This window comes from Spirillospora sp. NPDC047279, from assembly GCF_040643285.1.
In the GTDB taxonomy this organism is placed as follows: Bacteria; Actinomycetota; Actinomycetes; order Streptosporangiales; family Streptosporangiaceae; genus Spirillospora.
Window position 1 is genome coordinate 43,117 of the sequence record NZ_JBEYUA010000010.1, and the last position, 25,487, is coordinate 68,603.

Annotated in this window: 26 protein-coding genes, 1 tRNA gene and 1 other RNA gene; 9 read left to right on the forward strand and 19 right to left on the reverse strand. The window is 67.7% G+C overall.

The window, feature by feature from the left end; translation table 11 throughout:
- Positions 1-79 precede the first annotated feature (79 nt).
- The 7 genes from ABZ810_RS25350 to ffs form a co-directional block, all read right to left on the reverse strand.
- Positions 80-748, reverse strand: coding sequence for a TetR family transcriptional regulator (locus ABZ810_RS25350; protein WP_358407153.1), 669 nt, complete (start codon positions 746-748; stop codon positions 80-82).
- A gap of 262 nt (positions 749-1,010) precedes the next feature.
- The gene (locus tag ABZ810_RS25355) at positions 1,011-2,285 is read right to left on the reverse strand and encodes an aspartate kinase (protein WP_358407154.1); all 1,275 of its coding nucleotides are present in this window, start codon (positions 2,283-2,285) and stop codon (positions 1,011-1,013) included.
- Positions 2,286-2,642: 357 nt separating this feature from the next.
- Entirely contained in the window at positions 2,643-3,191 is a 549-nt protein-coding gene (locus tag ABZ810_RS25360) for a DUF5063 domain-containing protein (protein WP_358407156.1), read from the reverse strand.
- Complete coding sequence (recR, locus tag ABZ810_RS25365; protein ID WP_358407158.1) at positions 3,184-3,783, reverse strand: recombination mediator RecR; 600 nt, start codon at positions 3,781-3,783, stop codon at positions 3,184-3,186. The genes ABZ810_RS25360 and recR overlap by 8 nt, the downstream gene beginning before the upstream one ends.
- A 45-nt stretch (positions 3,784-3,828) precedes the next feature.
- Positions 3,829-4,233 (reverse strand): YbaB/EbfC family nucleoid-associated protein, encoded by a 405-nt coding sequence (locus ABZ810_RS25370; protein ID WP_358407159.1) that lies wholly within the window; start codon positions 4,231-4,233, stop codon positions 3,829-3,831.
- A 251-nt stretch (positions 4,234-4,484) separates the two neighbouring features.
- The gene (locus ABZ810_RS25375) at positions 4,485-6,584 is read right to left on the reverse strand and encodes a DNA polymerase III subunit gamma and tau (RefSeq protein ID WP_358407161.1); all 2,100 of its coding nucleotides are present in this window, start codon (positions 6,582-6,584) and stop codon (positions 4,485-4,487) included.
- A gap of 37 nt (positions 6,585-6,621) precedes the next feature.
- Positions 6,622-6,717, reverse strand: an RNA gene (gene ffs, locus ABZ810_RS25380) — signal recognition particle sRNA small type.
- Between the two features lie 60 nt (positions 6,718-6,777).
- On the opposite strand from ffs, the gene ABZ810_RS25385 reads away from it, so the two are divergent.
- A complete protein-coding gene (locus ABZ810_RS25385) occupies positions 6,778-7,122 on the forward strand; it encodes a DUF952 domain-containing protein (RefSeq protein WP_358407163.1) in 345 nt (114 codons plus the stop codon).
- A 10-nt stretch (positions 7,123-7,132) separates the two neighbouring features.
- Positions 7,133-7,217, forward strand: a tRNA-Ser gene (locus ABZ810_RS25390).
- 90 nt (positions 7,218-7,307) lie between these two features.
- On the opposite strand, the gene ABZ810_RS25395 is transcribed toward ABZ810_RS25390, so the two are convergent.
- The 9 genes from ABZ810_RS25395 to ABZ810_RS25435 all read right to left on the reverse strand — a co-directional run bounded on the left by ABZ810_RS25395 (position 7,308) and on the right by ABZ810_RS25435 (position 15,697).
- The gene (locus tag ABZ810_RS25395; RefSeq protein WP_358407164.1) at positions 7,308-8,573 is read right to left on the reverse strand and encodes a site-specific integrase; all 1,266 of its coding nucleotides are present in this window, start codon (positions 8,571-8,573) and stop codon (positions 7,308-7,310) included.
- 18 nt (positions 8,574-8,591) lie between these two features.
- Complete coding sequence (locus tag ABZ810_RS25400) at positions 8,592-8,798, reverse strand: helix-turn-helix domain-containing protein (protein WP_358407166.1); 207 nt, start codon at positions 8,796-8,798, stop codon at positions 8,592-8,594.
- 215 nt (positions 8,799-9,013) lie between these two features.
- Positions 9,014-11,002 carry a DUF3987 domain-containing protein gene (locus ABZ810_RS25405; protein ID WP_358407168.1) on the reverse strand — a complete coding sequence of 663 codons (1,989 nt, stop codon included), beginning with the start codon at positions 11,000-11,002 and terminating at the stop codon, positions 9,014-9,016.
- A gap of 48 nt (positions 11,003-11,050) precedes the next feature.
- On the reverse strand, positions 11,051-11,305 hold the full coding sequence (locus ABZ810_RS25410; RefSeq protein WP_358407170.1) for a hypothetical protein: 255 nt from the start codon (positions 11,303-11,305) through the stop codon (positions 11,051-11,053).
- A gap of 173 nt (positions 11,306-11,478) precedes the next feature.
- Positions 11,479-13,668: a hypothetical protein gene (locus tag ABZ810_RS25415; protein ID WP_358407171.1), complete on the reverse strand. Its 2,190-nt coding sequence runs from the start codon at positions 13,666-13,668 to the stop codon at positions 11,479-11,481.
- Positions 13,668-14,792, reverse strand: a complete 1,125-nt coding sequence (locus ABZ810_RS25420; RefSeq protein ID WP_358407173.1) for a DUF2637 domain-containing protein — start codon at positions 14,790-14,792, stop codon at positions 13,668-13,670. The genes ABZ810_RS25415 and ABZ810_RS25420 overlap by 1 nt, the downstream gene beginning before the upstream one ends.
- Before the next feature lie 95 nt (positions 14,793-14,887).
- The gene (locus tag ABZ810_RS25425; protein ID WP_358407174.1) at positions 14,888-15,205 is read right to left on the reverse strand and encodes a hypothetical protein; all 318 of its coding nucleotides are present in this window, start codon (positions 15,203-15,205) and stop codon (positions 14,888-14,890) included.
- Positions 15,206-15,208: 3 nt separating this feature from the next.
- Positions 15,209-15,514 (reverse strand): WhiB family transcriptional regulator, encoded by a 306-nt coding sequence (locus ABZ810_RS25430; RefSeq protein ID WP_358407176.1) that lies wholly within the window; start codon positions 15,512-15,514, stop codon positions 15,209-15,211.
- 39 nt (positions 15,515-15,553) lie between these two features.
- A complete protein-coding gene (locus tag ABZ810_RS25435) occupies positions 15,554-15,697 on the reverse strand; it encodes a hypothetical protein (protein WP_358407178.1) in 144 nt (47 codons plus the stop codon).
- A gap of 223 nt (positions 15,698-15,920) precedes the next feature.
- On the opposite strand from ABZ810_RS25435, the gene ABZ810_RS25440 reads away from it, so the two are divergent.
- The 7 genes from ABZ810_RS25440 (at position 15,921) to ABZ810_RS25470 (ending at position 19,666) form a co-directional block, all read left to right on the forward strand.
- Entirely contained in the window at positions 15,921-16,778 is an 858-nt protein-coding gene (locus ABZ810_RS25440; RefSeq protein ID WP_358407181.1) for a GntR family transcriptional regulator, read from the forward strand.
- Positions 16,775-17,308 carry a guanylate kinase gene (locus ABZ810_RS25445; protein ID WP_358407182.1) on the forward strand — a complete coding sequence of 178 codons (534 nt, stop codon included), beginning with the start codon at positions 16,775-16,777 and terminating at the stop codon, positions 17,306-17,308. The genes ABZ810_RS25440 and ABZ810_RS25445 overlap by 4 nt, the downstream gene beginning before the upstream one ends.
- 79 nt (positions 17,309-17,387) lie before the next feature.
- Positions 17,388-17,639 carry a hypothetical protein gene (locus tag ABZ810_RS25450; protein WP_358407184.1) on the forward strand — a complete coding sequence of 84 codons (252 nt, stop codon included), beginning with the start codon at positions 17,388-17,390 and terminating at the stop codon, positions 17,637-17,639.
- Positions 17,614-18,138: a DUF6879 family protein gene (locus ABZ810_RS25455; protein ID WP_358407187.1), complete on the forward strand. Its 525-nt coding sequence runs from the start codon at positions 17,614-17,616 to the stop codon at positions 18,136-18,138. Before ABZ810_RS25450 ends, ABZ810_RS25455 begins: the two co-directional genes overlap by 26 nt.
- Positions 18,139-18,188: 50 nt before the next feature.
- On the forward strand, positions 18,189-18,998 hold the full coding sequence (locus ABZ810_RS25460) for a helix-turn-helix transcriptional regulator (protein WP_358407189.1): 810 nt from the start codon (positions 18,189-18,191) through the stop codon (positions 18,996-18,998).
- 96 nt (positions 18,999-19,094) lie between these two features.
- Positions 19,095-19,397, forward strand: a complete 303-nt coding sequence (locus tag ABZ810_RS25465; protein WP_358407192.1) for a hypothetical protein — start codon at positions 19,095-19,097, stop codon at positions 19,395-19,397.
- The gene (locus ABZ810_RS25470; RefSeq protein ID WP_358407193.1) at positions 19,394-19,666 is read left to right on the forward strand and encodes a hypothetical protein; all 273 of its coding nucleotides are present in this window, start codon (positions 19,394-19,396) and stop codon (positions 19,664-19,666) included. The genes ABZ810_RS25465 and ABZ810_RS25470 overlap by 4 nt, the downstream gene beginning before the upstream one ends.
- Here the strand turns inward: ABZ810_RS25470 and ABZ810_RS25475 are convergent.
- From ABZ810_RS25475 to ABZ810_RS25485, 3 genes are all read right to left on the reverse strand, one after another.
- Entirely contained in the window at positions 19,663-20,046 is a 384-nt protein-coding gene (locus ABZ810_RS25475; RefSeq protein WP_358407195.1) for a DUF4282 domain-containing protein, read from the reverse strand. The genes ABZ810_RS25470 and ABZ810_RS25475 overlap by 4 nt on opposite strands.
- Before the next feature lie 123 nt (positions 20,047-20,169).
- Entirely contained in the window at positions 20,170-22,953 is a 2,784-nt protein-coding gene (locus tag ABZ810_RS25480; RefSeq protein ID WP_358407198.1) for a restriction endonuclease, read from the reverse strand.
- An 816-nt stretch (positions 22,954-23,769) separates the two neighbouring features.
- Positions 23,770-25,485, reverse strand: coding sequence for an ABC transporter ATP-binding protein (locus ABZ810_RS25485; RefSeq protein ID WP_358407200.1), 1,716 nt, complete (start codon positions 25,483-25,485; stop codon positions 23,770-23,772).
- Positions 25,486-25,487 lie beyond the last annotated feature (2 nt).

The following is a 25,487-nucleotide window of genomic DNA, read 5'->3' on the forward strand; positions in this document are numbered from 1 at the left end:
GGCTTGAGGAGCTGCGGCCGGAGACCCAGCAGCCCGAGGCCCGAGGCCCGAGGCCGCAGCCCGAAGCCCGCCGCTCCGGCTAGGCGCGCACGTCACGGATCACGTGAACGAGCTCGCGCGTCACGGACTTGAAGCCGGGGATGCGCGACATCGAGACCATCTTGTTGACGAGCGGCACCGTGCGCTCGACCAGTAGGTAGGTCTTGCGGCAGCCCGGCGAGCTGTCGTGCACCCAGTAGAGGACGATGCCCATCGAGTAGAGCCACAACAACTCGGGGAGCTCCCGGCGGAACTCGTCGTCGATCTTCAAGGTGGAGCCGTCGACGACCTCGCGGTAGATCGAGACCGCGGCGGCGCGGGCCGGGCCCGACTCGGCGCTGAACGGGTTGAGCGGGCTGGTCGGCTCGGCGGCGAACTTGAAGAACTTCCCGGCGAACTCGTGGTACGGCACCATCGTGTCGACCCGGGCCTTGAGAACGCCGAGGAGGCGGGGCGCGAAGTCACGTTCGGCGTCCAGCACGGCGCGGCAGGCGGCCACGTGCTCGTCCTGCAGCTCGTCGTAGTACGCCTGGATCAGCTCCTCCTTGGAGCCGAAGTAGTAGTAGGCGTTGCCGACCGAGACGCCCGCCTCCTTGGCGATGGCGCGCATCGTCGTCGCTTCGTACCCGCGCTCGCGGAACAGCCGGAGCGCCGTCTCCACGATCAGCGCCCGGGTCTGCTCCGACTTCACGGCCTTGGTCTCGGTCACGTACGCCACCCTAAAGCGCGGATGCGCGGACTTGCGGAGCTGTCAACTCTACGTGCGTCCAGTGACAGATCGTCACCCTGAACGATCATCCAATGCCACGCCCCGCCCCCGCCCCGGCTGCCGTGCCGGCGGGGGGTCTGTGCGGAGGTTGTGTCTGGGTGCAGGCGGGGTTGGGGACGGCAAGGCCCCGCGGACGGGCGTTCGTTCCGCGGGGCCTGAGGATTGCCGGTCGGTCAGCGGGGCTTGGGGCCGCCCCGGTCGGTCAGCGGCCGGTGCCTCCGTAGACCACGGCCTCGACCTGGTCGGCCTCGAGGTCGAACGCGCGGTGGGCGCTGGCCACGGCGGTGTCGATGTCGTCCTGCGCGACGACCACCGAGATGCGGATCTCGGACGTGGAGATCATCTCGATGTTGACGCCGGCGTCGGCGATCGCGGAGAAGAACGTGGCGGTGACGCCGGGGTGGGAGCGCATGCCCGCACCGATCAGGGAGACCTTGCCGATGCGGTCGTCGTAGCGCAGGGACTCGAAGCCGATGCGCTCCTTGAGCTTGTTGAGCGTGGTCATCGCCGTCTGGCCGTCGCTCGCCGGGAGCGTGAACGAGATGTCGGTGCGCCCGGTCGACGCCGCCGACACGTTCTGCACGATCATGTCGATGTTGATCTCGGCCTCGGAGAGGACCGTGAAGATCGTGGCGGCCTCGCCGACCTTGTCCGGGACCCCGACCACGGTGATCTTGGCCTCGCTCCGGTCGTGTGCGACTCCGGAGATGATCGCCTGCTCCATGTCCTGTCCTTCGATCTCGCTCGAGTCGACCACCCACGTGCCCACCTTGGTGCTGAAGGAGGAGCGGACGTGGATCGGGATGTTGTAGCGGCGCGCGTACTCCACGCAGCGCAGGTGCAGGATCTTGGCCCCGCTGGCGGCCATCTCCAGCATCTCCTCGTACGAGATGCGCGGGATGCGGCGGGCCGTCGGCACGATCCGCGGGTCGGCCGTGAACACGCCGTCGACGTCGCTGTAGATCTCGCAGACGTCCGCGCCGAGGGCGGCGGCCAGCGCGACGGCCGTGGTGTCGGAGCCGCCGCGGCCCAGCGTGGTGATGTCCTTGGTGTTCTGGGAGACACCCTGGAAACCGGCCACGATGCAGATCGAGCCCGCGTCCAGGGCGGTGCGCAGCCGGCCCGGCGTGACGTCGATGATCCGCGCTTTTCCGTGGGAACCGTCGGTGATCACACCGGCCTGGGAACCGGTGAACGACCGCGCCTCGTGGCCGAGGTTGGCGATCGCCATGGCCAGCAGGGCCATCGAGATCCGCTCCCCGGCCGTCAGCAGCATGTCCAGCTCGCGTGCCGGGGGCAGCGGGCTGACCTGCTCGGCCAGATCGATCAGCTCATCCGTTGAGTCGCCCATCGCGGAGACCACGACGACGACGTCGTTGCCCGCCTTCTTCGTCGCGACGATGCGCTGGGCGACCCGCTTGACGCCCTCGGCGTCAGCGACGGAGGAGCCACCGTACTTCTGCACGACAAGAGCCACGAGTGGGCGCTCCTCGGATCGGGGTCAGGCGTTTCGGCGAAGAGTCTACCGAGGCCAGACGAATGCATTACGAGCAGGTAACTCCAACATTCGATACCGGCGTCCGCAATACGAGATCCGGTCGGGTCCGGGCGGGGTTCCGCCCGGCGGGACGTGGGGAGGCCTGGGCCGCTTGGCGTCGGGCGACAGCAAGGTGGCTCCGCCGACATGGCAAAGTCCCCGGTGCTCGTCCAGAGCACCGGGGACTCGCTCACGAACGGCCGCAACCCCGCTGCGGAACACGGCCAAGCCCATCAGGCCAAGCGGCCGGGACCCGTCAGGGAACGGCCTGGACCGCTGGGAACGGCTCAGGGTCCGTTAGGGGACGGCGGCGACCTCTTCGGCGACGTCCAGACGGGCGCCGGCGATGACCGCGTGCAGCGCCCGCAGCGCGGCGCCCGCGTGGTTGCCCCAGTGGTTGAAGTAGGAGTACTGCCACCACCAGAGCGCCTCCAGCGGACGGTCCTGCTGGTAGTGGCGCAGGCCGTGCACCAGGTCGCTGGCCACGTCGACGAGATCGTCGGACAGCCGGTACGCGGTGGGCTCGGTGTCCTTGTACGGGTCGAAGACCTCGACGTACTCGTCCACCGAGATCAGCCGTTCGGACAGTCCCTGCCGGACCGCGTCCAGGTCGGGGTCCTCACCGACCTCCGGCTCCCAGTTGTCGGGCAGGATCACGTCCGCGGTGGCGCCGAGCTGCGCGCCCGCGAGGATGACCTGCGACACCTCCAGGAGCAGCATCGGCACGGTATGCGCGGCCGCCTCGCCCCGCGCGACCGCCTCCAGTCCGCTCAGGTAGTTCTCGACATGGCACGCCACCCGCTCGGCGAGCGCGTTCCAGTCCTGCGGGCTGTTGGTGTCAGACATCGAGCAGCCTCCGTCCTTCGAATGCGCGGCCAAGCGTCACCTCGTCGGCGTATTCGAGGTCGCCACCCACCGGCAGGCCGCTGGCCAGACGGGTGACGGTCAGGCCCATGGGTTTCACGAGCCGAGCGAGATACGTCGCGGTGGCCTCACCCTCCAGGTTGGGATCGGTGGCGAGGATCAGTTCAGTGATCGTCCCGTCGGCGAGGCGCTGCATCAGCTCCCTGATGCGCAGGTCCTCGGGACCGACGCCCTCGATGGGGCTGATCGCCCCGCCGAGCACGTGGTAGCGGCCACGGAACTCCCGGGTCTTCTCGATCGCGACGACGTCCTTGGACTCCTCGACCACGCAGATGATGTGCGGGTCGCGGCGCGCGTCTCGGCAGATCCGGCATTCCTCTTCTTCTGCGACGTTCCCGCAGGTCTTGCAGAAACGAACCTTGTCCTTGACCTCTTTGAGCGCCTTGGTCAGCCGTTCCACGTCGGCGGGATCGGCGGCCAGCAGGTGGAAGGCGATCCGCTGCGCGCTCTTGGGGCCGACGCCGGGAAGTCTTCCCAGCTCGTCGATGAGGTTCTGGACCACCCCTTCGTACAACGGACCCTTCCTTCCAAGCTCGATCGATCAGGGGACGTACGCGTGTCAGGCGCCGGGCAGGCCACCGGGGCCACCAGGGCCGCCGGGCATGCCGGGGAGCCCCGGGAGGCCGGGAAGGCCGCCACCGCCGCCGAGTCCCTCGGCCAGCGGGCCCATCTTCTCCTGCATCAGCTCCTGGGCGGCACGGCCCGCGTCGCGGATCGCGGCGAGCACCAGGTCGGCGATCGTCTCGGCGGTGTCCGCCGGGTCGTCGGGGTCGACCGCCTTCGGGTCGATGGAGATCCCCGTCACCTCGCCCTGGCCGTTGACCGTGGCCTTCACGAGCCCGCCACCGGCGCTGCCCACGACCTCGGCCTCCGCGAGCTCCTGCTGCGCGCTGAAGAGCTGCTCCTGCATCTTCTGCGCCTGCTGCAGCAGCTCCTGGATGTTCAACTGACCACCGGGTTCCACGGTTTCTCCGTTCCTTCCGGCCCGGTACCGGGCCTTCTTGCTCGGCGACCCGCCGACCACGGACGTGTGTCTCCCCGAGACTACGGGTTTCGACCGTCGTGCGGTACGTACCGGCGCCGGTGTCTGGTCTGACGTCGGCATTCTTCGACGGCCGACGCCCTCAGCCCGGAAACGTCCGGCCGCCGCGTCCCGTTCCGCCGCCCTCCGGATGAGCCGCAAACCACACGGACGTCCGGGCGCGCGAACGAGGATCAGGTGTTGTCGATCTCGCGAATGATCTTGCCGCCCAGCTCACGCTGGATCAGGGCCATGCCGCTGGCCTCGGCCTCGGTCCCGTCGGCATCGGCGTCGCCGACCGGGTCGACCTCGTCGCTCTCGTCGAGGGGCGGCTCGGGCGGCGGAGGCGGTTCGTCGGCGGGCGGGCCGGGCGGCGGAACGGACCGCGTGCTCGCGGGAGCCGGGTCGCCGGGCCAGGTCGCGGCGGGCGGGCTCGGCTCGGCGGGCGGTGCGGACGGCGTCGGCCCGGGATTGGGACGCGGCGCGGCCGGTGCGGTGGAGTTGGAGAAGCCCGCGGCGGGCGCGCCCGGACCGTTCGACGGACGTCCGCCGCCACCGCCCGGACGTCCGCCGCCCGGCGCGGCGCCGCCGAGCACCGTGTCGATGCGCCAGTCGACGCCCATCCGTTCCTTGAGCACCTCGCGGAGCACGGCGTCACGGCCGCCGTTGGCGAAGTTCGTGCGCGCGCCCTCGGCCTCGAACGAGAGCGTCAGCAGGTTGCCGTCGAGCGTGAGCGGCCGCGCGCCGTTCATGATCACCATCCAGGCGACCCGGCTCTTCTGCTTGACCGCCTCGACGATGTCCGGCCACAACCGCTGCACCGTACCGATGTCCATGCCACCACCGGCGGCGGGCGCCGCCGGCGGCGGAGCCGAGGCGGGTGCGGGCGGCGCCTGCCGCGGCTCGGGCCTGGGAGGCGGGGCTTGCGGCGCCTGCTGAGCCTCCGGCCTGCTGGGAGGCGGCGACGGGGCTTCGGTCTCCCTGACCGGCGTGGCCGCCTGAGGGGCGGCACTCGGCGGAGCCGACGCAGGCGCGGCAGGCGGCGGGGAGGCAGGCGCGGGCGGGGCCGCGGGTGCGGCGGCGGGCGGAGGCGCCGACGCGGCGAAGGGAGCAGGCGCCGCCTGGAAGCCACCTTGGGACGCCTGGCGCTCGAGACGGTCCAGGCGGGCGAACATCGAGGCCTCGTCCTCGTACGCCGCCGGAAGCAGGATGCGGGCACAGACCAGTTCGAGCAGCAGCCGCGGCGAGGTCGCCCCGCGCATCTCGGTCAGTCCCGTGTGCAGCAGGTCGGCCGCCCTGGTCAGCTCCCCCGGCCCCAGCGAGCCGGCCTGGCGCCGCATGTGCTCGAGCTCGTCCGGCGGGACGTTCAGCAGGCCGGTCCCGCCGGCCTCCGGCACGTTCGACAGGATCACCAGGTCGCGGACACGTTCGAGCAGGTCGGCCGCGAACCGGCGCGGGTCCTGGCCGCTCTCGATCACCCGGTCGATCGCCGCGAACACCTGGGCGCCGTCACGGGCGGCGAACGCGCCGATCACCTCGTCCAGCAGCGCGGAGTCGGTGTAGCCGAGCAGCGACACCGCCTTGGTGTACGTGATGCCCTTCTCGTCCGACCCGGCCAGCAGCTGGTCCAGGATCGACAGGGTGTCGCGGGCCGACCCCGCGCCCGCCCGCACGGCCAGCGGCAGCGCGTTGGTCTCGTACGGCACGTCCTCGGACTTCAGGATCTCCTCGACCAGCTCCTGGAGGGTGCCGGGCGGGATCAGCCGGAACGGGTAGTGGTGCGTCCGGGACCGGATGGTCCCGATGACCTTCTCCGGCTCGGTGGTCGCGAAGACGAACTTCAGGTGCGGCGGCGGCTCCTCGACGAGCTTCAGCAGCGCGTTGAATCCCTCCCGGGTGACCATGTGCGCCTCGTCGATGATGTACACCTTGAAGCGCGCCGAGACCGGGGCGAAGAACGCACGTTCACGCAGGTCACGAGCATCGTCCACACCACCGTGCGAGGCCGCGTCGATCTCGATGACGTCGATGTGCCCGCTGCCGGACGGCCCCAGTGCGACGCACGAGTCGCACTTGCCGCAGGGATCGGGCGTCGGGCCCTCTTCGCAGTTCAGCGAGCGGGCCAGGATCCGGGCACTGGACGTCTTGCCGCACCCGCGCGGCCCGCTGAACAGGTACGCGTGGTTGATCCGGCCGTTGCGCAACGCCTGCTGCAGCGGCTCCGCGACGTGCTCCTGCCCTTTGAGCTCGGCGAACGTCGCTGGTCGGTACTTGCGGTACAGAGCCAGACTCACGAGGTCCGCCCTCCCTCGAGAAGCAGAGCGTCAGAAGCAAAGGGACCCCCCGCACACCCGCCAGAGCCTGCTTATCCTTGCTGCCTTCCGGCCCTGGGGAGGTTCACAGGATGACGCCGTGCGAGGGGTCTGCAGAGAGTCTATGGCATCCCCGGCCCCCGATATGCACGGTTGCCACGTAGGCTCCGGCCCCATGGCCGACGAACCCACCGAAACCCTTCTCCACATCGCCGAACGCCGCCACTGGGAATCGGCCCGCCAGGCGGGAGTGTCGTACGCGTGGTCCACCCTGGGCGTGACCCTCGCCGAGGAGGGCTTCATCCACTGCTCCGCCGACCTCTCCCAGGCCAAGGGCGTCCTCGACCGCTTCTACACCGCCGTCGACCCCGCTGACCTCGTCCTCCTCACCATCGACGTCGCCAAACTGGGCGCCGAGGTCCGGCACGAACCCGCCGACGGCCAGCTCTTCCCCCATATCTACGGCCCGATCCCGCTCCCGGCCGTTATTGATGTCCGACCAGTGCCCCGGACCCGGTAGTCTCTACGGCGGAGGATTCGCCTAGTGGCCTAGGGCGCACGCTTGGAAAGCGTGTTGGGGGCAACCCCTCACGAGTTCGAATCTCGTATCCTCCGCGTCTCTAAGCAGGCAAAACGTGATGAGGGCGGCACCCACAGGTGCCGCCCTCATCACGTTGGGTCTCAATTTGGGTCTCAGTTGACCCTTCAGGCGGCCGGTTCCGCCTCCTCCGGAGGGTCCTCGTCGTCCTCGTCGCGGTCCTGGCCGGGCTCCCAGAGGAGACCACCGACGCGGGCGGCGACGTCGTTCCGGATAGCGTCGCTCATGTGCTGGTAGCGCGTGGCCATCGATGCGCTTGACCACCCCATGATCGCCATAGCCGTAGGCGTGGGGACCCCGAGGATCAGAAGCACCGTCGCGGCTGTGTGCCGGGCGTCATGAAGTCGCGTCTCGCGAAGCTTGGCGATCGCCAGGAGCGATTTCCACTCGTGGTAGTCGGTGTTCGGGTTAAGGGGCTCCCCGTTGGGCTTGGTGAACACGTAGCCGCCTTCCGACCAGAGTTGGCGGGCTTGATCACGCTCGGCGGTCTGCTTGTCTCGGTGGGCTTCCAAGAGCCTGATCAACGGTGTCGGCAGCCCGATGGTTCGGCGGCCAGCCTTGGACTTGGTGCGGCCCGTCTCCGGACGTGTCTGCTCACGCTGGGGGCAGTAGCCCGATTTCCGGCCGCACGGCTTAGCCCCACAGCCGTGGGCGTACTTGGGACGTAGGCGCCCCCGCCTGATTCGGATCATCCCTGTGGCCAGGTCAACGTCAGCCCACTTGAGCCCGAGAGCCTCGCCCTGGCGGAGGCCGAGCGCGAGCGCCAGCACCCACCGGGCGCCGTTGCGTTCCTGGCTCTGGGCGACCTTGAGCAGGCGCTTGATCTCGTCAATCTCGTACGGCTCTGGCTCCTCCTCATCCAGCCTCGGGGCGGCAGCCATGAGCACGGGATTGGTTCCGACGGCCTCACGTCTCACGGCCACGTTCAGGGCGTTTCGCAGGGTCCGATGGACGTGATGGGCCGTGCCTGCGGACAGGCCCCGGTCCTGCATCTTGGCGTAGAGCTTTTCGCAATGCTCGGGAGTCAGCTTGTCCAGACGGTGAGCACCAAGGCCAGGGATCAAGTGCTTCTCGACGTCCACCCGGTAACCGGAATGCGCGTTCTCCGAGATCCTCGGCGGTACGGCAATGTTGTCGATCCAGTGCTCAAGCCACTTCTCGACGGTCCAGCGCTGGCCGGCCTTCGGCAAACTCCCCTTGTCCCGAAGCCGCTCCAGGTCGCGAACCTTCCCGGTGACAATGCTCTTGGACTTGCTCTTGACGTGCCGCCGATCAGGCTTCCCGTCATCCTTCACGCCCACCGTCACGCGGCCGTGCCAGTAGCCATCCGCACCCTTGTAGATGCTGGACCTTCCGTTGGCGTTGCGCCCCATTACTCGATCTCCTCTGGGTTAGCTGGGCTGGACGGCGGCCAGGAGGCCGGAGACGTAGGCGGCGAGGCACTCGGCGGGGATTCGGCGCAGGCGGCCGATGGTCACGCTCTGGACCTCGCCTGAGGTGATGAGGCTGTACATCTGGGTCCGGCCGATCTTGAGGCGCTGGGCGGCCTCTTCGACGGTGAGCAGAAGATCCGAGTCGGTGGTCATGAGGGCGGTCACTTCGGAACCTCCGGGCTGGGCGGAACGGCATCGCTGGACGGTTGCGGAGCGTCACGTACGGCCAGGCCGGAACGGGGGTGATCGGGGGTTGGTGACGCGGTGACGGGGTGACAGAAGCCGACAGAAGTAGTTCTGTCGCCTTCTGTACCTGTGTCCCCCTGTCCCCCGGCTTCCCTGGGGTCCTGCGGGCCGGTCGCGGAGGGTGGCACGTGCGGTCATGGGGTGTTGGTCAGGTCGGGGTGTGTTTCGTAGGCCGGGGCGGTGGGCCGGTTGCGCGGGTTGGGCGGGCTCGGGAGGCGCCGAATCCAGCCGTGGGACTCCAGGACGCGCAACGCGGGTTCGGTGTCGGTGGCCTTCTTGAAGCGGTTCTTGAGTCCGCTGCGCATGAGGTCGCGGGCGGTGAATCGTGTGGTGGCGGTGCGGTCGATCCAGTCCAGGACGGCGCGGGCGTCGTTGACGGCGGGGTCGGCGCCGATGGCGTCATAGGCGGCTTGGGCGTGGAGGGTGAAGTACTCGCCGATCAGCCGTGCGTTGGTGAAGGTGGCGAGCGTGATGGGGCGGTCCCAGCCGTCGTGGATGTGCTGGGCGAGGTGGAGCAGGGCGGCGATGCGGACGACGGCACCGACGTACTTGCCTGCCCAGTCGGTCATGTGGGCCAGGTCGCCGGTGCCGGGCCGTAGCCGGATCTCGTGCTCGCGCGCCAGGTCGAGGATGGCGGCCTGTGCGTCGGTGGCGAAGTGCAGGGTTGCGGGCTCGGGCAGGGCGGCCAGGGATAGGACGAGTGCTTGGACGTTGGCGCTGTAGGTGGTCTGGATGTGCTCGGGCATCGGGTCGGGCCGCTCGTTGCGGAAGCCGAGCAGGGAGGCGGGCACCGAGTAGAGCAGGCGGCCGAGTAGTCCTTGTTCGCCGAACTGGGGGGTCTCGCCGAGGCGGGCCAGGACGCCGGGTTGGGTGCAGATTCCGAGGGTGATGGTGGCGGCGGTGATGCGTTCGGAGGCGCGGCCCATGCGGTCGATGCGCATCTCTTCGCCTGCGTGGCCGGACTTGAGGATGGCCAGGTTCGGGGCGCCGGAGTAGCGGCCGGCGGCGATCGAGAAGATCTCGCCCTCGGGTGACAGGATCGCGAACCGGCCGCCCTGCTCGGCCACATGGCTGGTGAGGCGTTCCACGGTGGCGTCATCGGAGAACAGGCACGGCTCAGCCGGGATCGGCGTCTCCTCCAGGTCCAGGCGCGCGGCGGCGGCCTCGTCCATCGCCACAGCGCGCTGGGTGGCGTCGATGGCGGCGGTGGCGGCCTTCTCGGTCTTCTCGACGTTGGCCTCGGCGACCTTGCGCGCTACGGCTGCCTCGGCGATGCGGGGCTTGGCCTGCTCGACAAGGGCCGCTTCGGCGGTCTTGATCGGCGCGGTCATGTGCTTGTACACCTCGGACTTGCGGTTGCCGGGCGGCAGCACGACGAGGGTGAACAGGTTGGTGGGCTCGGTCCAGGTGGTGGCGCGTGCCCAGACCTTTCCGCCGGCGGCGACGCCGAGGACGGCCAAAGCGAGGCACCCGGCGAGGTCGGGCGGGGTTTGGGTGACCTCGGCCAGTCCGGCGGTGTACTCGTCGAGCCAGTCCGGGAACGCCCACACCGGGAACGGCGGTAGCTCGGCGGCGGCCGAGAGCGGCGTGGGTTCGGCCCAGCCTTGGGACTGGGCGGCGGTGACGGCGGCCAGCTCGGCGACGACGGCGCCGCGTAGGTCGTTGTGGGTGTCGCCGGTGGCGGCGTAGCCGAGTTGCATCAGCCGGGTGCCGGAGGTGACGACCTGGCGGGCATAGGCCAGGCCCCGGACGAGGTGTGCGTAGTAGGTGGCGTTCGCGGCGGTGGGCACCTGGCTGATGAGGGTGTGCAGGTACGGGCCACCGCCGAGAGCGGCCAGGTCGCGCGCGGCGATGGCGGCGGCGACCGCGACGGGTTCGAACGGGGCGCCTCGGTCGGCCAGGCCGACGATGGCCGACCAGATGACGCCGTGGGCGGGGCGGTAGAACTCAGTGCCGTCCAGCAGGCCGCGCACCTCGGGCAGCTCGGCGGGGGCCAGCATCACGGCGCCGAGGAGGTGTTGCTCGGCCTGGATGTTGTGCGGCAGCGGCCGGACGAACTCGGCCAGCTCGGCGGCCTGGCCGTCCTGATCGCCGTTGACGACGTGCAGGCGGGGCGTGGTCAAGGTGGGTTCCTCTCGGAAGAACGCGGTCAGTGAGGCGGCCGGAGCGGGCTAGCGGCGGGTGAGGGCATTCCAGACGTGGCGGCCGAGGCGGAGTTGGGCGCCCTTGCCGGAGCAGCGGTTGCAGTAGCGCCAGGCGTGGCCGGACGGCGAGCGGAACTTGCCGGTGCCGTGACAGCGGGTGCAGGCGCGGAAGGGCCAGAGCCAGCAGGCGGCGGCGTATCCGGCGAGCAGCAGGAGGCCGAGGGCGAGGAGGGCGGGCGTAGCGCTGGTGGTGGTAGCGGTAGCGGCGACGAGGGGTGTCACGGTGCCTCCGAGGGCCGTTTCTGGGCAGGGAGAACGGGGCGCGCTACCCGCTACCTGCGGGTATTCGCGCTGATCAGGTGGGTAGCGGGGGCGGTAGCGCGGTCGCTACCGCTGCGGGGTGTCCGCTACCGTCCGCCCGGCTCGGTGGGTGGCCGAGCCGGGCGGACGGCCGGTCAGGGCGTGCGGGCCTGGAGCGCGCCTTGGATGGCGTCGTGCTTGGCGCCCTTGAGCACCTGGCCGTCCCGCTTGCCGTTCACGCTCGGTACACCGAACGAGCGGACCTGAGCCGAGATCGCCTCGGCGGTCAGGTCGCCGTACGAAGCGGGCAACTTGTCGGCCAGGCGTACGGCCAGCTCTTGCCAGGGCAGGAACCCTTCTCCGGGCATGAACATGGCGTGCGCGTCGGCGAGCACGTCTCGCACCTGGCGGGCCGTTCGGTCGCCGGCGGCGTGCCCGGACAAGGTTCCGGTGCGCTCGCGGATCTCGCGGGCGGCGTTGAGGATCTTCTCGGCGTCCTCGGCGTCGGCCAGGTGGGAGCGCACAGTTGGGGTGTCGTCGGAGGCACCGCGCAGGATGCCGACGCCCTTGTAGGAGGGCAGCAACAGCGAGGAGTCGAAGCCCTCGGAGTACGCGCCCGCGCCCAAGACCAGGTCCGACACCTGCCACGAGCCGGTACGGAGGCTGAAGCGGGCCTGGTGGTTGTCGCGGAAGGAGTTGAACGAGGTCGCCACCTGCCCGGCGCCGATGCCGGAGGGCTTCTGAGTGGCGTCGACCATGAACACTCCGGCGGCCGGGGCGGTCTTGACCAGGAACAACAGCAGGGACGCGATCTCCTTGTTCGCCTCGGCGTCGGGGGTGTCGTAGTACTCCTGGAACTCGTCCAGGAACACTCCACGGACCGGCATCCCGTACTTGGGGTCACGGGCGATGTCCCGCGTGAGCTTGCCCTCGGGGCACACGTCGGTGGGCAGGTCGGAGAGCCGCTGGTAGCGGTCCTGGACGTCGGCCTTCAACTCCCGCAGCGCCTCGATGAGGAGTTCGACGGGATCGCCGTCGCGGGTCATCACCAGGCCGGAGGAGAACTGGTGAGCCACGAGCGCGAACTTGCGCCAGTCGGGTTTGCCCGAGGCGTCGAACACCGACAGCCGTACATACGGGTCGAGCGCGGCGTACAGCGCCAACAGGCGCGCGAAGAACGTCTTTCCCTGCCGGGGCTGGGCACCGACCATGGTCGAGTTCCACAGCAGCGGCACGACCACGGCGCGGCCTCGCTCGTCCAGGCCGACCGGCGCGGGCTCCCAGATGTCGGTGGGCTTGCACCGCAGCAGCGGCGTACGCCCGACCGGCACCGCCAGGGGGTCACGGTTGGCGACCCACAAGGTGTGACGCCGGTGCGAGGTCGCGTCCCGAGAGACGAACACCTGCGAGATCGCCACGTCCAGCCCCGAGGCGAGCGCGTCCTTGGCCTGGACGACGTCGTTGAAGCCCTTCCCGTACGGCAGGTCCACGGTGACCTTGGAGCCGTCGCCATCGGCGGCCAGGCCGGGCGCGGCGAACTGGACTTGCTGACCGGGCTTGTCGGGGTGGCCGAGCTTGGCGGCGTAGTACGCGCGCAGCACCACGTCATGGGTGATGACCCGGTACCGCGACGGGATGACCGCGTGGCCTGCGATGTTCCGGCCGGCTGGACGTCCGTACCGAGCGAGCAGCGGCACCGTGATGACCACCGCGCACGCCATCCCCCACGGGGACCCTGCCAGGTACACCGCGCCGAGGCCGAGGAGCGCGGTCTCGGCGAGCACGGCCAGGCCGCGCCCGGTACGTACCTTGGTGGCCTCGCGGTGCAGCTTGAGCCACAGGTCAGCGTCGCCCTTGCTCGCGGCGGCCTGGCGCAACGGCTCCTGCTCCAGCACCCACCACCAACGCACCTGCTTGGCGGCCAGCTTGCCCGTGCCGACCAGGGCGTAGCCGGTCATCTTGACCGAGTACCAGGGCGCGCGGATGGCGTGATAGCCGGTGATGTGCAGCCACCGCCCGACCAGCTTGCGGACAGCGGCCTTGAACGTCACACGGTCTCGGAGGACGGGCGGGACGATGGGGCGCCGAGCACCCTCGGTGCTCGTGTCGTCGCCCGCGGGGCGCAGGACCGTTCCCGACAACACCGGTCCGGCAGCGGTGTCGTTGCTCTCTTCGTCCGGGTCGTCAAGCGTCACCGCGTAGGAGGTGTCCTGCATCTCGGGCGCGGTGTCCGGCGCCTGGGCGTCCTCGGCGCGTGGACCAGGATCGGCGGGCGCGTCCGGGCTGGACGCCACGGGAAGGCGGACGACCTCGGCCAGGGGCTTGGGGGTGCCGTTGATCCTCATCAGGCGTGGTCTCCCTCGGTTGCGCTCACGGTCACCAGTTCGGCGTCATCGGTGGGCGCCTCGGTCTTGAGGCGGGACAGCAGCGCACCGACGCGTTCGTTACCGACAGGGCTTCCGGCCTTGCGCAGCTCGGCGGCCAAGGCGTCACGGGTCAGGGCCTGGCCCTGCTCGCCGAGATCGGCGGCGATGCGCCATCCCAGCGGCATGAGGTCGTCCACGTCCGGGACCGGTCGGGTCTTCCGGGTACGTGCGGGCCGCGTGCTCGTCCGGGACCGGGCGCCGGACGACGAGCCGGACCGTCCGCGCGCGGTCTTACGGACCGTCTTGGGCGCGGTCTCCGGGGCGGTCCCGGACGGCTCGGCCGGAGAGGCATCGGACGGTCCGGGCTCGATGGCGGGACGGTCCGGCGCAACCGGGATGGCGGTCTCGTTGACGGGGACGAGCTCGCCGAGGCGGTACATGGCGCGGACGCGGCGGGGTGCCTTGCGGCGCCAAGCCCACCGGCCGTAGGTGTCCTGAAGGTCGGTCAGAGCCAGGACGCGGTCACGCTCGCGGCCGAGGGCCTCGGGGTAGGAACGGATCTCCCACAGCACCATGCGGCGCCACAGCTTGAGCGTCGGCCACGGCGCCAGCACCCACCGCGAGACCCGGATGCCGTCCATCCGCGTCCCGGCTTCAATACCGGCGCGGATGCGGACGACGTGTGATCCGACTTCGACCGCGACGACCCACAGGCACGGCAGGACCGCGTGCGCGACCGCGCCGAACAAGGTGGTCTCCTCGGCGACGTTCAGGTACACCGTCGCGGCGGTCAGCGTCCACGGGATGAGGCGCAGCCACCGCACCCGCATGTCGAGCCGGGCAAGGACGATGTCCAGCGCGGCGAAGATGGCGATCCCGAGGTCGATGCCGAGGGGGACGGTCCAGGCGAACCAGCCGAACGAGGGCCGCGCGGCCTCCTCGATGGCGGCGAAGCTGTTGACGAACCCCAGCAGACCGAGCACGACCACGCACGCGGCGACGGTGGCGACGGCAGCGAACTCGTTGCCGGTCAGCGTCCGGGTCCGGCCGACGCGGTCAGGGTTTCCGAAGGAGGGCGGGGGTGTGGCGAGGCTGTCGGTCATGATGAGGGTGCTCCTGTCGCTGCGAAGGGACTGGGAGTCATCGGGGCGGCCGGTTTCTTGGCGGAGACAGGGCCGCCCCGATGCTGCGAACGCGGTCAAGGCGCATCCAGCGGTGCACCGGAGTTGAGGGGCTGGGGGCGGGTGGCGAGCCAGGTCTTGCCCTCGGCCAGCACGCCGCGCAACCGCTCGACCTCGTCGCGGAAGACCGGATTGGTCTGGACGGCGTAGGTCTTGAGTTCGGCCAGCTCAAGAGCGGCGATGGCCTGCTCTTCGGTGAAGACACGCCCCAGGTACTCGGCGCCCGACACCGACCACAGGAAGATCGGGCATCCGGCCGGCCGCGCGCTGAGCCGCTTGGCGATGACGCCGGTGATGTTGCTGGACATCTCACCGGAGGTGATGGTCAGCGCCATGGATCAGGCCACCTCGCCCAGGCCGACGACCGCCAGCTCGGCGATCTCCTCAGCGGTGAAGCCCGCCCACACGCCCGACTCCGGCATGGTGGTCACCGCGTACTCGAAGCACGCCTGCCGCAGCGGGCAGGTCTCGCAGACACCGATCGCGACCGCTTCGCGCACCTCGCGGTCCTCGGCGCTCTCCTGGGTGAAGACGTCCGGGCCGGTGTGAAGCTCGGGGTCGAAGCGGCACTGCGCGCCCTCGATGGGCTCGCCACGCAGGTCAGTGATCGTGATGGCCAGGTTGGACAGCGCGAAGTGGTTCATCGCAGGTAGCTCCTTGGGAAGTTGAGCAGCGGGGCGGGGTCAGCCGAGCGAGTTCGCGAAGGTGCTGATCGCGTTGACGGCCTGGTTGCAGAGCTGGGCGGCCTTCTCCGGGTTGTTGAAGGCGAAGATCACGAGCACGGCGGTCGCGAGGGTGGGCCAGATCTTCTTCGTCTGCGGGTACATCGGCATGCCTCCTTGGAAGGGCCTCACCTCGTTGCCGCTGCTCCGAGGTGTGATGCCGAGAAACCTAACAACTGATATGAAGCATGGTCAACTGTTAGGAATGAAGTCGCGAAAAATAGGGTCCTGACCTGCCTCTATACAGATCGACTAGCATCTAACAGCTGTTAGCTAGCTGGTAGCCTGCCTATCAGGGCAGCGAACGCGGCCCGGAAAGGAGTCCCCGATGGCACCCCCACGCCCCCGGCTGACACGGTCGGAGTCGCTTCACCAACAGGTCGCGCGCAACATCCGCAACGACATCGAGGCCGGGGTGCTGCGCGACGGGGACACGCTTCCGTCGACCCGCGAGTTGGCTGATCAGTGGGGCGTCAGCGTCTTCACGATCAGCGAGGCGATGAAGGTGCTCGCCGATGAGGGCCTGGTGGTCAGCAAGTCCCGCTCCAAGCGGATCGTCCACGCGCCAGACCAGGCAGCAGCAGGCCGGGTGCGACTCGAAAAGCCGCACGTCGTTCTCGTAGGCGGCTACGCCGGCAGCGGCAAGACCGAGCTCGGTCGCATCCTCGCGCGTGAAACCGGCTGGCCGATGCTCGACAAGGACACGCTCACGCGGCCCGTGGTCGAAGGCGCCCTGGAGTTGCTCGGGAGATCTCCGCACGACCGCGAGTCAGAGACCTACGTCCAGCACATCCGGCCTCGTGAGTACGAGGCACTCATCGCCGCCGCGAACGAGAACGTGGAGTGCGGTACGAGCGTAATCGTCACCGCTCCGTTCATCCGCGAGTTCAACGACAGTGCGTGGATCAACCGGACGCAGGCCTACTTCACCTCGATCGGCGCCATCACCACCGTGGTCTGGGTGTACTGCGACGCAGAGACCATGCGCACCTACGTGCGCCACCGGGGAGCCGCCCGGGACGCGGCCAAGCTCGCGGACTGGCCCGCCTACATGGACATCGTGAATCTCGACTTCCGACCCGAGGCGCCGCACCTCGTCATCGACAACAGCGCATCCAGCCGGCCTCTCCAGGAACAGGCCAAGGAACTACTCAAGACGGTCTTCAGCAGCCAGGGCGAATCGTGAGCGGACGCGGAGTCATCCTGTACGGCCCTCCCGCCTCCGGGAAAGACACCGTCACAAGAGCCCTCCACCAACTTGATCCCGCGTACTCGCTCTACCGACGCCTCAAGCTCGGAAGCGGCCGAACCGAGGGCTACCGACTCGCCACCGCGGCCGAGGTCGAGAACCTGAGAGAACAAGGCCAAGTCATCTGGGAGAACCACCGCTACGGCAACACCTACGTTGTGGACCGCCCCTCCCTGCAAGACCACCTCGCGACCGGCATCCCGGTCATGCACCTCGGCCAGGCCGAAGCCATTCCCCGAGTCAAGGAAGCCGTCCCGTCAACTCGATGGCTGGTCGTCTCGTTGTGGTGCCCCCGTGACATCGCCAAGCAGCGCATCCAATCCCGCGCGACCGGAGACACCGAGGCACGCCTCAAGGCATGGGACGAGACCAAGCCTCTCCCCACATCTGACGTCTTCCTCGACACCTCGCAGACCGCGCCGCACACCGCTGCCGAGCACATCGATCGCTACCTAAGCCGGATGTAGTCCCAGTCCGGCTGACCACCCCTGATGTAGCTAGCTGGGTGTGTCACGTTCGGGCACACCCCCAACCTGGGAGGTCGCCATGACGCTACGTTTCCTTGGCAAGGACCCCGACAGCAAGGACGGTGACTCACCTGCGTTCTGGCACGACGATACGGACAACAGCGTGCTCGCGCAGGGATGGAAGGAGGAGGACCCAACAGTGATCGCCGAACTCCTGGCGACCTCTGGGAGCGACCGCGTTCCCTCACACGAGGCCATCGTTCGGTTCCCGGGGCGCCTCCTGCCCGTGCTCAGGGAGTTGCTCGATGACGACACCACCGACACCCGCTGACCTCCTCGGCTCGGCGCGATCCAGCGCCGTTCACCTGGAGATGCGCGATGTCTACTGGGTGGCCAAGGAGGACGCGGACTTCAACGCCTGGAAGGCGGGGACGCGGGACGACCCTGCGGACCCGGGGTCATGGTGGCGACCGTGGCTCACGCTCGTTCAGCAAGCGTCCGGTCGTGGTGTCGAGATCCGCCGGGCCCGCATCGTGTCCGAGCCGGTGAGCGAGTACATCCGGTTCGAGTACGACGGCACCTTCACCAATGTCCACGCCGGAGAACAGGTGCGTTGGCTCCCTCGGCGGTTGGCGGTTGATCTGTGCCTGCCGGGGACCGACTTCTGGCTGTTCGACGGGGAGTTGGTCATGTGGAACCACTTCGACGGCGACGGACGCCCCGTGCTGAAGGAGACCACCACTGACCCGGCCGTGGTCAAGCTGTGCTCGTCCGCCTTTGAGGCGGTCTGGGAACGCGGCATTGACCACGCGGAGTACTGGCCGGTCTGACCCTCGTGTCCACCACATCGCCATCGTCCAGCGCTCAACAGGCGCGGCAGGTGCTGGCCGATCGACTTCGTGAGCTGCGTCTAGATGCGGGTCTGACCGGTCGCGGCCTGGCGGCGGCGGCCGGTTGGGACCGCACCAAGGTCAGCAAGATCGAGCACGCAGCCCGCGCCCCCAACTCCCAAGACATTCGGACGTGGTGCTGCGTGTGCGGCGCCGAGGACCAGACCGACGACCTGATTGCGTCGCTGCGCGCCGTTGAGGGCGCGTTCGTGGAGTGGAAGCGCCTCCAGCGTTCCGGCCTGCGACGGCTGCAAGAGACCCGCGCGGCCCTGTACGAGCGCACGCGCGTCTTCCGCGTCTACGAGCCCGGCATCGTGCCCGGCCTGCTCCAGACCCCCGGCTACGTGCGCGCGGTCCTCACCAAGGTCGGCTCGTTCCGCAACGTCCCCAGCGCTGACCTGGACGAGGCCGTAGCCGCCCGTATCTCCAGGCAACGAGTCCTGCACCAAGGCGCACACCGCTTCGCGTTCCTCTTGGAGGAGTCGGCCATCTGGACCCGCCTCGGCGGCGCCGAGGTCGCGCGCGACCAGCTCGCGCGCCTGGAGCACGTGACGACGCTGCCGAGCGTGTCCCTCGGCATCATCCCGGCCGATGTCGACCGCGAGCACTGGCCAGTCGAGGGTTTCTGGATGTTCGACCAGGACCGCGTCACCGTCGAGACCGTCTCCGGCTGGCTGACCATCACACAGCCCGCCGAGATCGCTCAGTATGCCGCTGTCTTCGAGGAGTTCGCCGAACTGGCCGTCTACGGCGCAGCGGCCCGAGCCCAGCTCGCCAAAACCGCAAACCGCCTGGCCTGAAACTCGCGTGCCACACTCCGCCACACTCGTAGGCCCTGCACAGGCCGTGAACCTAGCGTTCCAGTAACGCAGTTCCGGCAGGTGAGGAGGGTTTCAGTGGCATCCCTGGATCGGCCCCGAGAGGCCGACACCGATCAGCACGTCAACCCGCGACAGGACGCGGTCGAAACTCTGGCGCGGCTACTCCGTGGCCAGGACTACACCGCCATCGTGCACAACGGCTTCCTGGTCGCGTCCGCCGGCCTCAACGTCCGCCCCGTGCGCGTGTGGTGTCAGCCCCGCCGCAGTGACGGCAACCGCCTGTGGTTCCACTGGACCGGCGCCACCCCAATCTGCGAGGCGGACAAGCCCTATGAAGCCCTGACCGCCATCAAAGGCCACCTGGAGGCGACGCCATGAGCGCCGCAAGCCCCGAGCGGGAACGCCTGGAAGCCCTGAGCGAGAAACTCCGCCAGGGCGGCGCCCAAGTCGAACTCACCGGCGCGGGAGTCCAACGCCTGGCCGTCGAACAGCGATTGAACGTCGCCTGCCACGCCCAGCCCTGGCACGGCCCTCTGTACTTCTGCATCCCAGGTGACGCAGGCTGCCAGATCCTGGGTGAAGCCACCCAGGTATTCGAGGTCGCCCGCCTGGTCCTACGCCTCGCCCGCCCCCAACCGCAGCCCTAACCGCGCCGGTGGAACCGGACAAGCACAGCCTCACAAACCACCCGAACGATCAACACCAGCACCAGACCAAGCACCGGCGAGGCAGCCAGGCCGAGGACACCCCACATCCAACCGTTCCGCCACGTCATGACGGCCACCGACAGCAGCATCCACCACACCGTCATCATCGCGACCACGACCATGCACCCTCGGTAGATCCACGAGACCACTAACGGCGTAACGAGAGTCGTGAAACGCGTGTCCGTCAACGCAGTAAGGACAGTCGGCGGCTTGGGGCGGAGCTCCGGTGGGGGGATCATGGTCACCAGCGGATGGTAGCCAGAGCCTCTGATCTTCCCGGTGGCGGGGATGTCCAGCCACCCCCAGATGAGAACTTTCATTACGTCTTCAAGGGCGCCGCTTCGCGTCGCCGGCGGCCGCCCGCCCCGGCGCGCCGGGCGTGCGGCCTGTTCCGTCCGGTCCCGTCGCGCCGCGTCGCTCGTCCGCTTTTGTGGATACGAGCTTCACGGGCATGGTTTCAAACCTCCACGGCTGGACTTAGCTTGTCCGGAGGCCGTAACCCAAGAATTAATGATCCCAATTCGCCACTTCCAAGTACCCTCCGCCCAATTGGCATTTCCGAATCTAGCCAAGATCTCGCGCTGCTCCTCGGGTGTGACAAGTCCTGCGGATTCGACCGCTTGTAGAAGCGCCGCAATGTTGGGTTTCGCCAATGCAAGCATGGCTATGTCTCGGTCAGATACCGAGTCCGCGCGAGCGGCCATGGCGCGGCCCTGAGGCGCTAGGGAGATGAACTCGCCTGTGTCGTCCACGAGACCGAGTGATTTCGCATCGCGCAAGGTGGCTGCAACGATATTCCTTGACAGGAATGAGCGAAGATCGTTGCGCCCTGTGGGCTGCTGCTGCAAGCGCTCGACGAGTTGCCTGACCTTATTGGGTCTAACGGAAGGAATGAAAGCACCCGGCGTGAAGTTGCCTAGATTGAACTCTCTCCTGAGGACAAGATCGTCGGAAAAGGACTCTCGTTGGCGGATCAGGTCGCCCTCGATGTCGACCATTCCCGCATATCTAATCCAGTTCGCAAGAGTGCTTGCATAGGTTGACCACGTGTTATCGCTGGCCCGGATGTGCGGCAGTTCGGACCGCAGTAGTCTTTCTACCTCGCTAAGGGAGACGGACCCATGTTGGGCAACCAAGTCCATTACTCTGCCAACAAGAGCGTTACTGCGCAGAGCTCGCCTTAGATAGTCACCCATTGTATCGCTATCAAGGGCGGTGGCTGCGTCTGCTGAGAGAGATACTTTCCCCGCTTGAGGATCAAGCATGCCGAGTAGTCGGAGCTCTCGGAGTTTGTTTGAAGTGGCGGTGGAATTGCCACCGATATGCCGCATAAAAGGCCCGATCTCCATTGGTCCATCCTCGGCGATCTTCAGGAGAAGGTCGAGTGATGGCCCGGGTGTCACCCGGAAGACATAGCGCGTCTGGAAAGGCACGCGCTCTGTCAGGAGATAGGCTTTGAAGACGTCATTGTAGGTGTCGTAGACGTCTCCCGAAAGGCGCAGTAGCTTATGCCCTAGGAAGTCGTTCAACTTATGAGTGAGGCGATCCAATCCCACCTCGCCCTCAAGCCTACGGGCTAGCTCGCTCGCCGTGTTCGGCATATGCGCAGCGAAAGTGCGGAGAAGGGCTTTATCTGCTTCCTCCAGGCCTGCTAGGTCCTCATTGAATAGATCTTCTGCGCGCAGGCCTCCCCTGCTCAACTCCGCTTGGCTTGCTCCATCCTTGCTCATCGATATGACGTGGGCGCAGATTCGCTTCAGTAGCCAAGGAAAGCCTGAAGAAAAAGTGAGTATCGCCTCTGAAAGTTCGCGGGATAGCTTTCCACCGAGTTCCTCGGTGAGTCGATCGAGAAGTACTTGCTCTTCAGAGGGCGTGAAGTCGTCCAGGCGTATGGGCTGACTGACCTGGTTCAACTGCGCGAGATCGATGGCTGCTCCCTCATCGTAGGTAGCCGCAAGATCGTTCTTTCGCGCCATGACCCACACAAGAGGTGCCGCCCAAGTGGTGCACGAAAGCACCAGGTCAAGTAGTGACTGAAATACCGCCGGCCTCGAAAGAAGCGCTTCGAACTGGTCGACTTGGAGCAGAGCTACTTTGCCCTCTTTCCGCAAGGCCTCCCCTACTATATGGAAAGTTTCGGGGACCTCTTCCTGTGTGCGTGGGAAGCCGATGACTTCAGACAGACTCGAAAGATCTGCCTGGCGGGCTTTGTTTACCAACTCCACCGCCATCAGTCGCAGGTCGGAGGGAGTGCGCAGATTGCGCCCATCCACTGTGACCGCGATTTCTGCCGCTTCAGTATCGGCCAATTTCAGTAGCAGGGAACTCTTTCCCACACCGGAACGGCTCAAAATCTGCACCGCCCTGAGCGCGGTCGACTCATTCTGAACTTGCTCGATGAATCGTCCGATCTCTACTAGCGCACGATTTCGACCGATGAAGCACTCAGGAGGGCTAGGAAACTTGTAGTCGAACCATCCAGCTCCAGCCACAATCGGTGGCAAGGTATGCCGTTCGCTAGTGCCGTACTCGCTACCAGCAATCTTCGTGGAGTAAGTCAGTCCTTGCAAGTCGGCAACTTGTGAGGCGAGCCGCTTCACCTCGTCGGGAAGCAGATTGAGGACCTCGCCAGCCAAAGAAAAGGTGGCAAAATGGGTTGGAGGAGAGGCCACACTATTGCCACAAGTCGCAAGCAGAAAGTCACCGCGTTGACCAACTACCAGCCAGGTGTCACATGGCTCAAGGCCCGTAGTTGCACGGGCGGCATTGCGTAGCCGATCCTCGCTTATGCAAATATTGTTGATCTCCAGGAACTTGACGATCTCGTCGCCAACCAACGTGCGAAGATTAATACCAGTCTGAGCCAGGGCCCCTCCCCTGACAGACCGGAGATAATCCTCGCCCTCCGGAGTAAAAGGTGAGGTTGATATAAAGAGCCCGTCTAGACCCTTACCCTGTAGTGCGACAGGAAGTAGTTTGCCAACAAAGGCGGAAGCTTCCTTTCCTGACATAGAAGCTTCGTGTGCCTTGGCTTCGCCAAGCAAGGGCCGATCATGCAGCTTAGAAGTCGCCTCTATGTCATATTCGAGGCTGGATCGCTTGCTTCTAAGTTGGACGTCTTTGTATCCAGAAAGTTCAACAAGGCGCTTGGTAAAGGCTTCAAAGAAGCTGCCTTTTCTCTGGCTTGTTAGCTCGTCGTGTCCGGAATCGAAGAAAGCTATTTGCATGATGCTGCCTCAATCGATCATGAATAGCGCTCAGATACATTATCTCACAAGATCTTTGGGCGGCACCTGAGACAACATGGCCGCTCGCCTGTCCATTAGTGGACGCCGCCGCCCCTCCTTCCGGAGGCGGTGGCGCTTTGTCCGGGAAGCCTGGGCTCAGCGTGTCCGAAGCGGGGGCTTCGCAGCCCCCAGCCCCCCGCGAGCCGGAGGGCACGCCCGCGCGAATCTGTCTGTCACACCGTCTCGCCGTTCGCGCGGGCGCGCCCTCCGGGGCGGTGCGCGTGCTAACGCGGGTGCTAACAACGGCGCTGGATGACCTTGGACTGGCGTGGACATGCGGGAGGCTGCGTCGCTGGTCAGAGGACGGGTGTGGACGGGCCTGGATGCCTCTGATCTTTCTACGGATCAGAAGGTCGGCCAGGTCCGGCAGCAGGCTATCCCTGCTCTGGGGGACTCTCGGTCCTCCATGGCGTCATCGTGGCCGGCAGATGCAGGGTCTCAGTTCGGGTCTCATTTGGACGTTGTCCGGGGGTGTTCAGGCGAGTTCGCTGGCGACCGTGGCAATGAGCGAGATGACCGATGAGCTGGCGATTCGGATGAGCGCGATCATGGGTGGACGGTGATCTACAGACTTGGAAAGCGTGTTGGGGGCAACCCCTCACGAGTTCGAATCTCGTATCCTCCGCCAGCTTGATCAGCAAGAACGTCGAGGGCGGCACCTGTGCAGGTGCCGCCCTCGACGCGTTCAGTCTCAGTTCCAGTCTCGATTCGGCCGCTGCGGGACGGTCGACCGGGCGCCTGGCGTCGGGTGGGTTCCTAGTTGCTCGGGGTCGGGGTCGGGGAGAGGTCCCAGAATTCGGCGTAGCGGGCGCCTCGGTTCAGCAGGTCGTGGTGGGTGCCTTCTTCGACGATGCGGCCGTTGTCGAGGAAGACGACGCGGTCGGCGGTCTGGACGGTGCGCATGCGGTGGGCGACCATCACCACCGTGCGGCCCGCCATCAGGCGCTGGATGCCCTGTTGGACGGCGGCTTCGTTGATCGGGTCCAGGGCGGAGGTGACCTCGTCCAGCAGGACGATGGGGGCGTCCTTCAGCAGGGCACGGGCGATGGAGACGCGCTGGCGTTCGCCGCCCGACAGCAGTGCGCCGCCTTCGCCGACGTCGGTGGTCCAGCCGCCGGGGAGCCGTTCGATCACCTCGTCCAGGCGCGCCGCCGTGGCCGCCGCGCGGACTTCGGCGCCGGTGGCGCCGGGGCGGCCGAGGCGGATGTTGTCCTCGATCGTGCCGTCGAAGAGGTAGACGTCCTGGAAGACGATGGCGATCCGCTCCATCAGGGTCCCGGTGTCGATATCGCGGACGTCCACGCCGCCGACGCGCACCGCGCCCTCGTTCACGTCGTGGAACCGCGCGAGCAACTGGAGCAGGGTGCTCTTGCCCGCGCCGGAGGGGCCGACGATCGCGAACCGCCCGCCCTGGGGCACCGTCAGCGTCAGACCGTCGATCACCGTACGGTCGCCGTGCCGGAAGGCGACGGCGTCGAACTCCAGGTCGTGGCGTTCCGGCCGGACGGGGTCGCTGGGCTCCGGCAACGGCTCGGTGCGCAGCAGTGCGTCCAGCCGTGCCAGCTGGGCGCGTGCGCTGCGGAGCCGGCCGCCTAGGTCGGCCAGTGACAGGAGGGGGTCGGCGCAGCGGGCCGCCAGCACCAGGATCGCCAGGGCCTCGGCCGCGCCGACACTCCCGCCCAGCGCCAGGTAGGCGCCCATGGCCAGCAGCACGGTGAACATCGCCTGCACGGTGAGCGTGAGGCCGACGACGCCGGGCAGGGCCGACAGCGCGGATCGGCGGGAGGCGCGCTGGAGGCCGCGCAGCGAGTCGTCCAGCAGGCCGAAGCGTTCGGTGGTGCGGCCACCGGCCCGCAGCACCGGCTGGGCCTGGAGGTATTCGATGACCCGGCCGGTGGCCTGCTGGTCGCGTTCGTGGCGTTCGGCGTCGGCGGCGGCCATCGCGCGGCCCGTCCACGCCTGGATCGCCGCCACGAGCGGGACGGCGACCAGTGCGGCCAGCCCCAGCTTCCAGCTGAACGCCAGCATCACCACGACGATCGTCAGCGGGGTCACCGAGGCCGAGACGAACGGGGCGAGCAGGTGCGCGATCACGCTCATCGCCTCCAGAACGCCCCGGCTGGCGAGCACCGACACTTCTCCGACACGGCCGGGGCCGTACCAGCCGATGGGCAGCCGGGCCAGGTGGTCGCCGAGCCGGTGGTAGGTGCCGCGCAGCAGCGTGGTTCCGGCGCGGAAACCGGCGAGGTCGCTGATATAACGCAGCACCGCGTAAACCGTGACCGCGGTCCCGAACGCGATCAACCACGGCCAGGCGTCCTCGGGGTCGCTCCCGAACAGCTCCCGCAGTACGGGGACGAGCAGGGCGTAGGACAGGCCCTCCAGGATCGCGGTGGTGGTCATCAGGGCCACGGTGCGGCGCACCGGAGCGGCGTACTGATGGCCCAGCACGCGCAGCAGCATTCGGATCATCG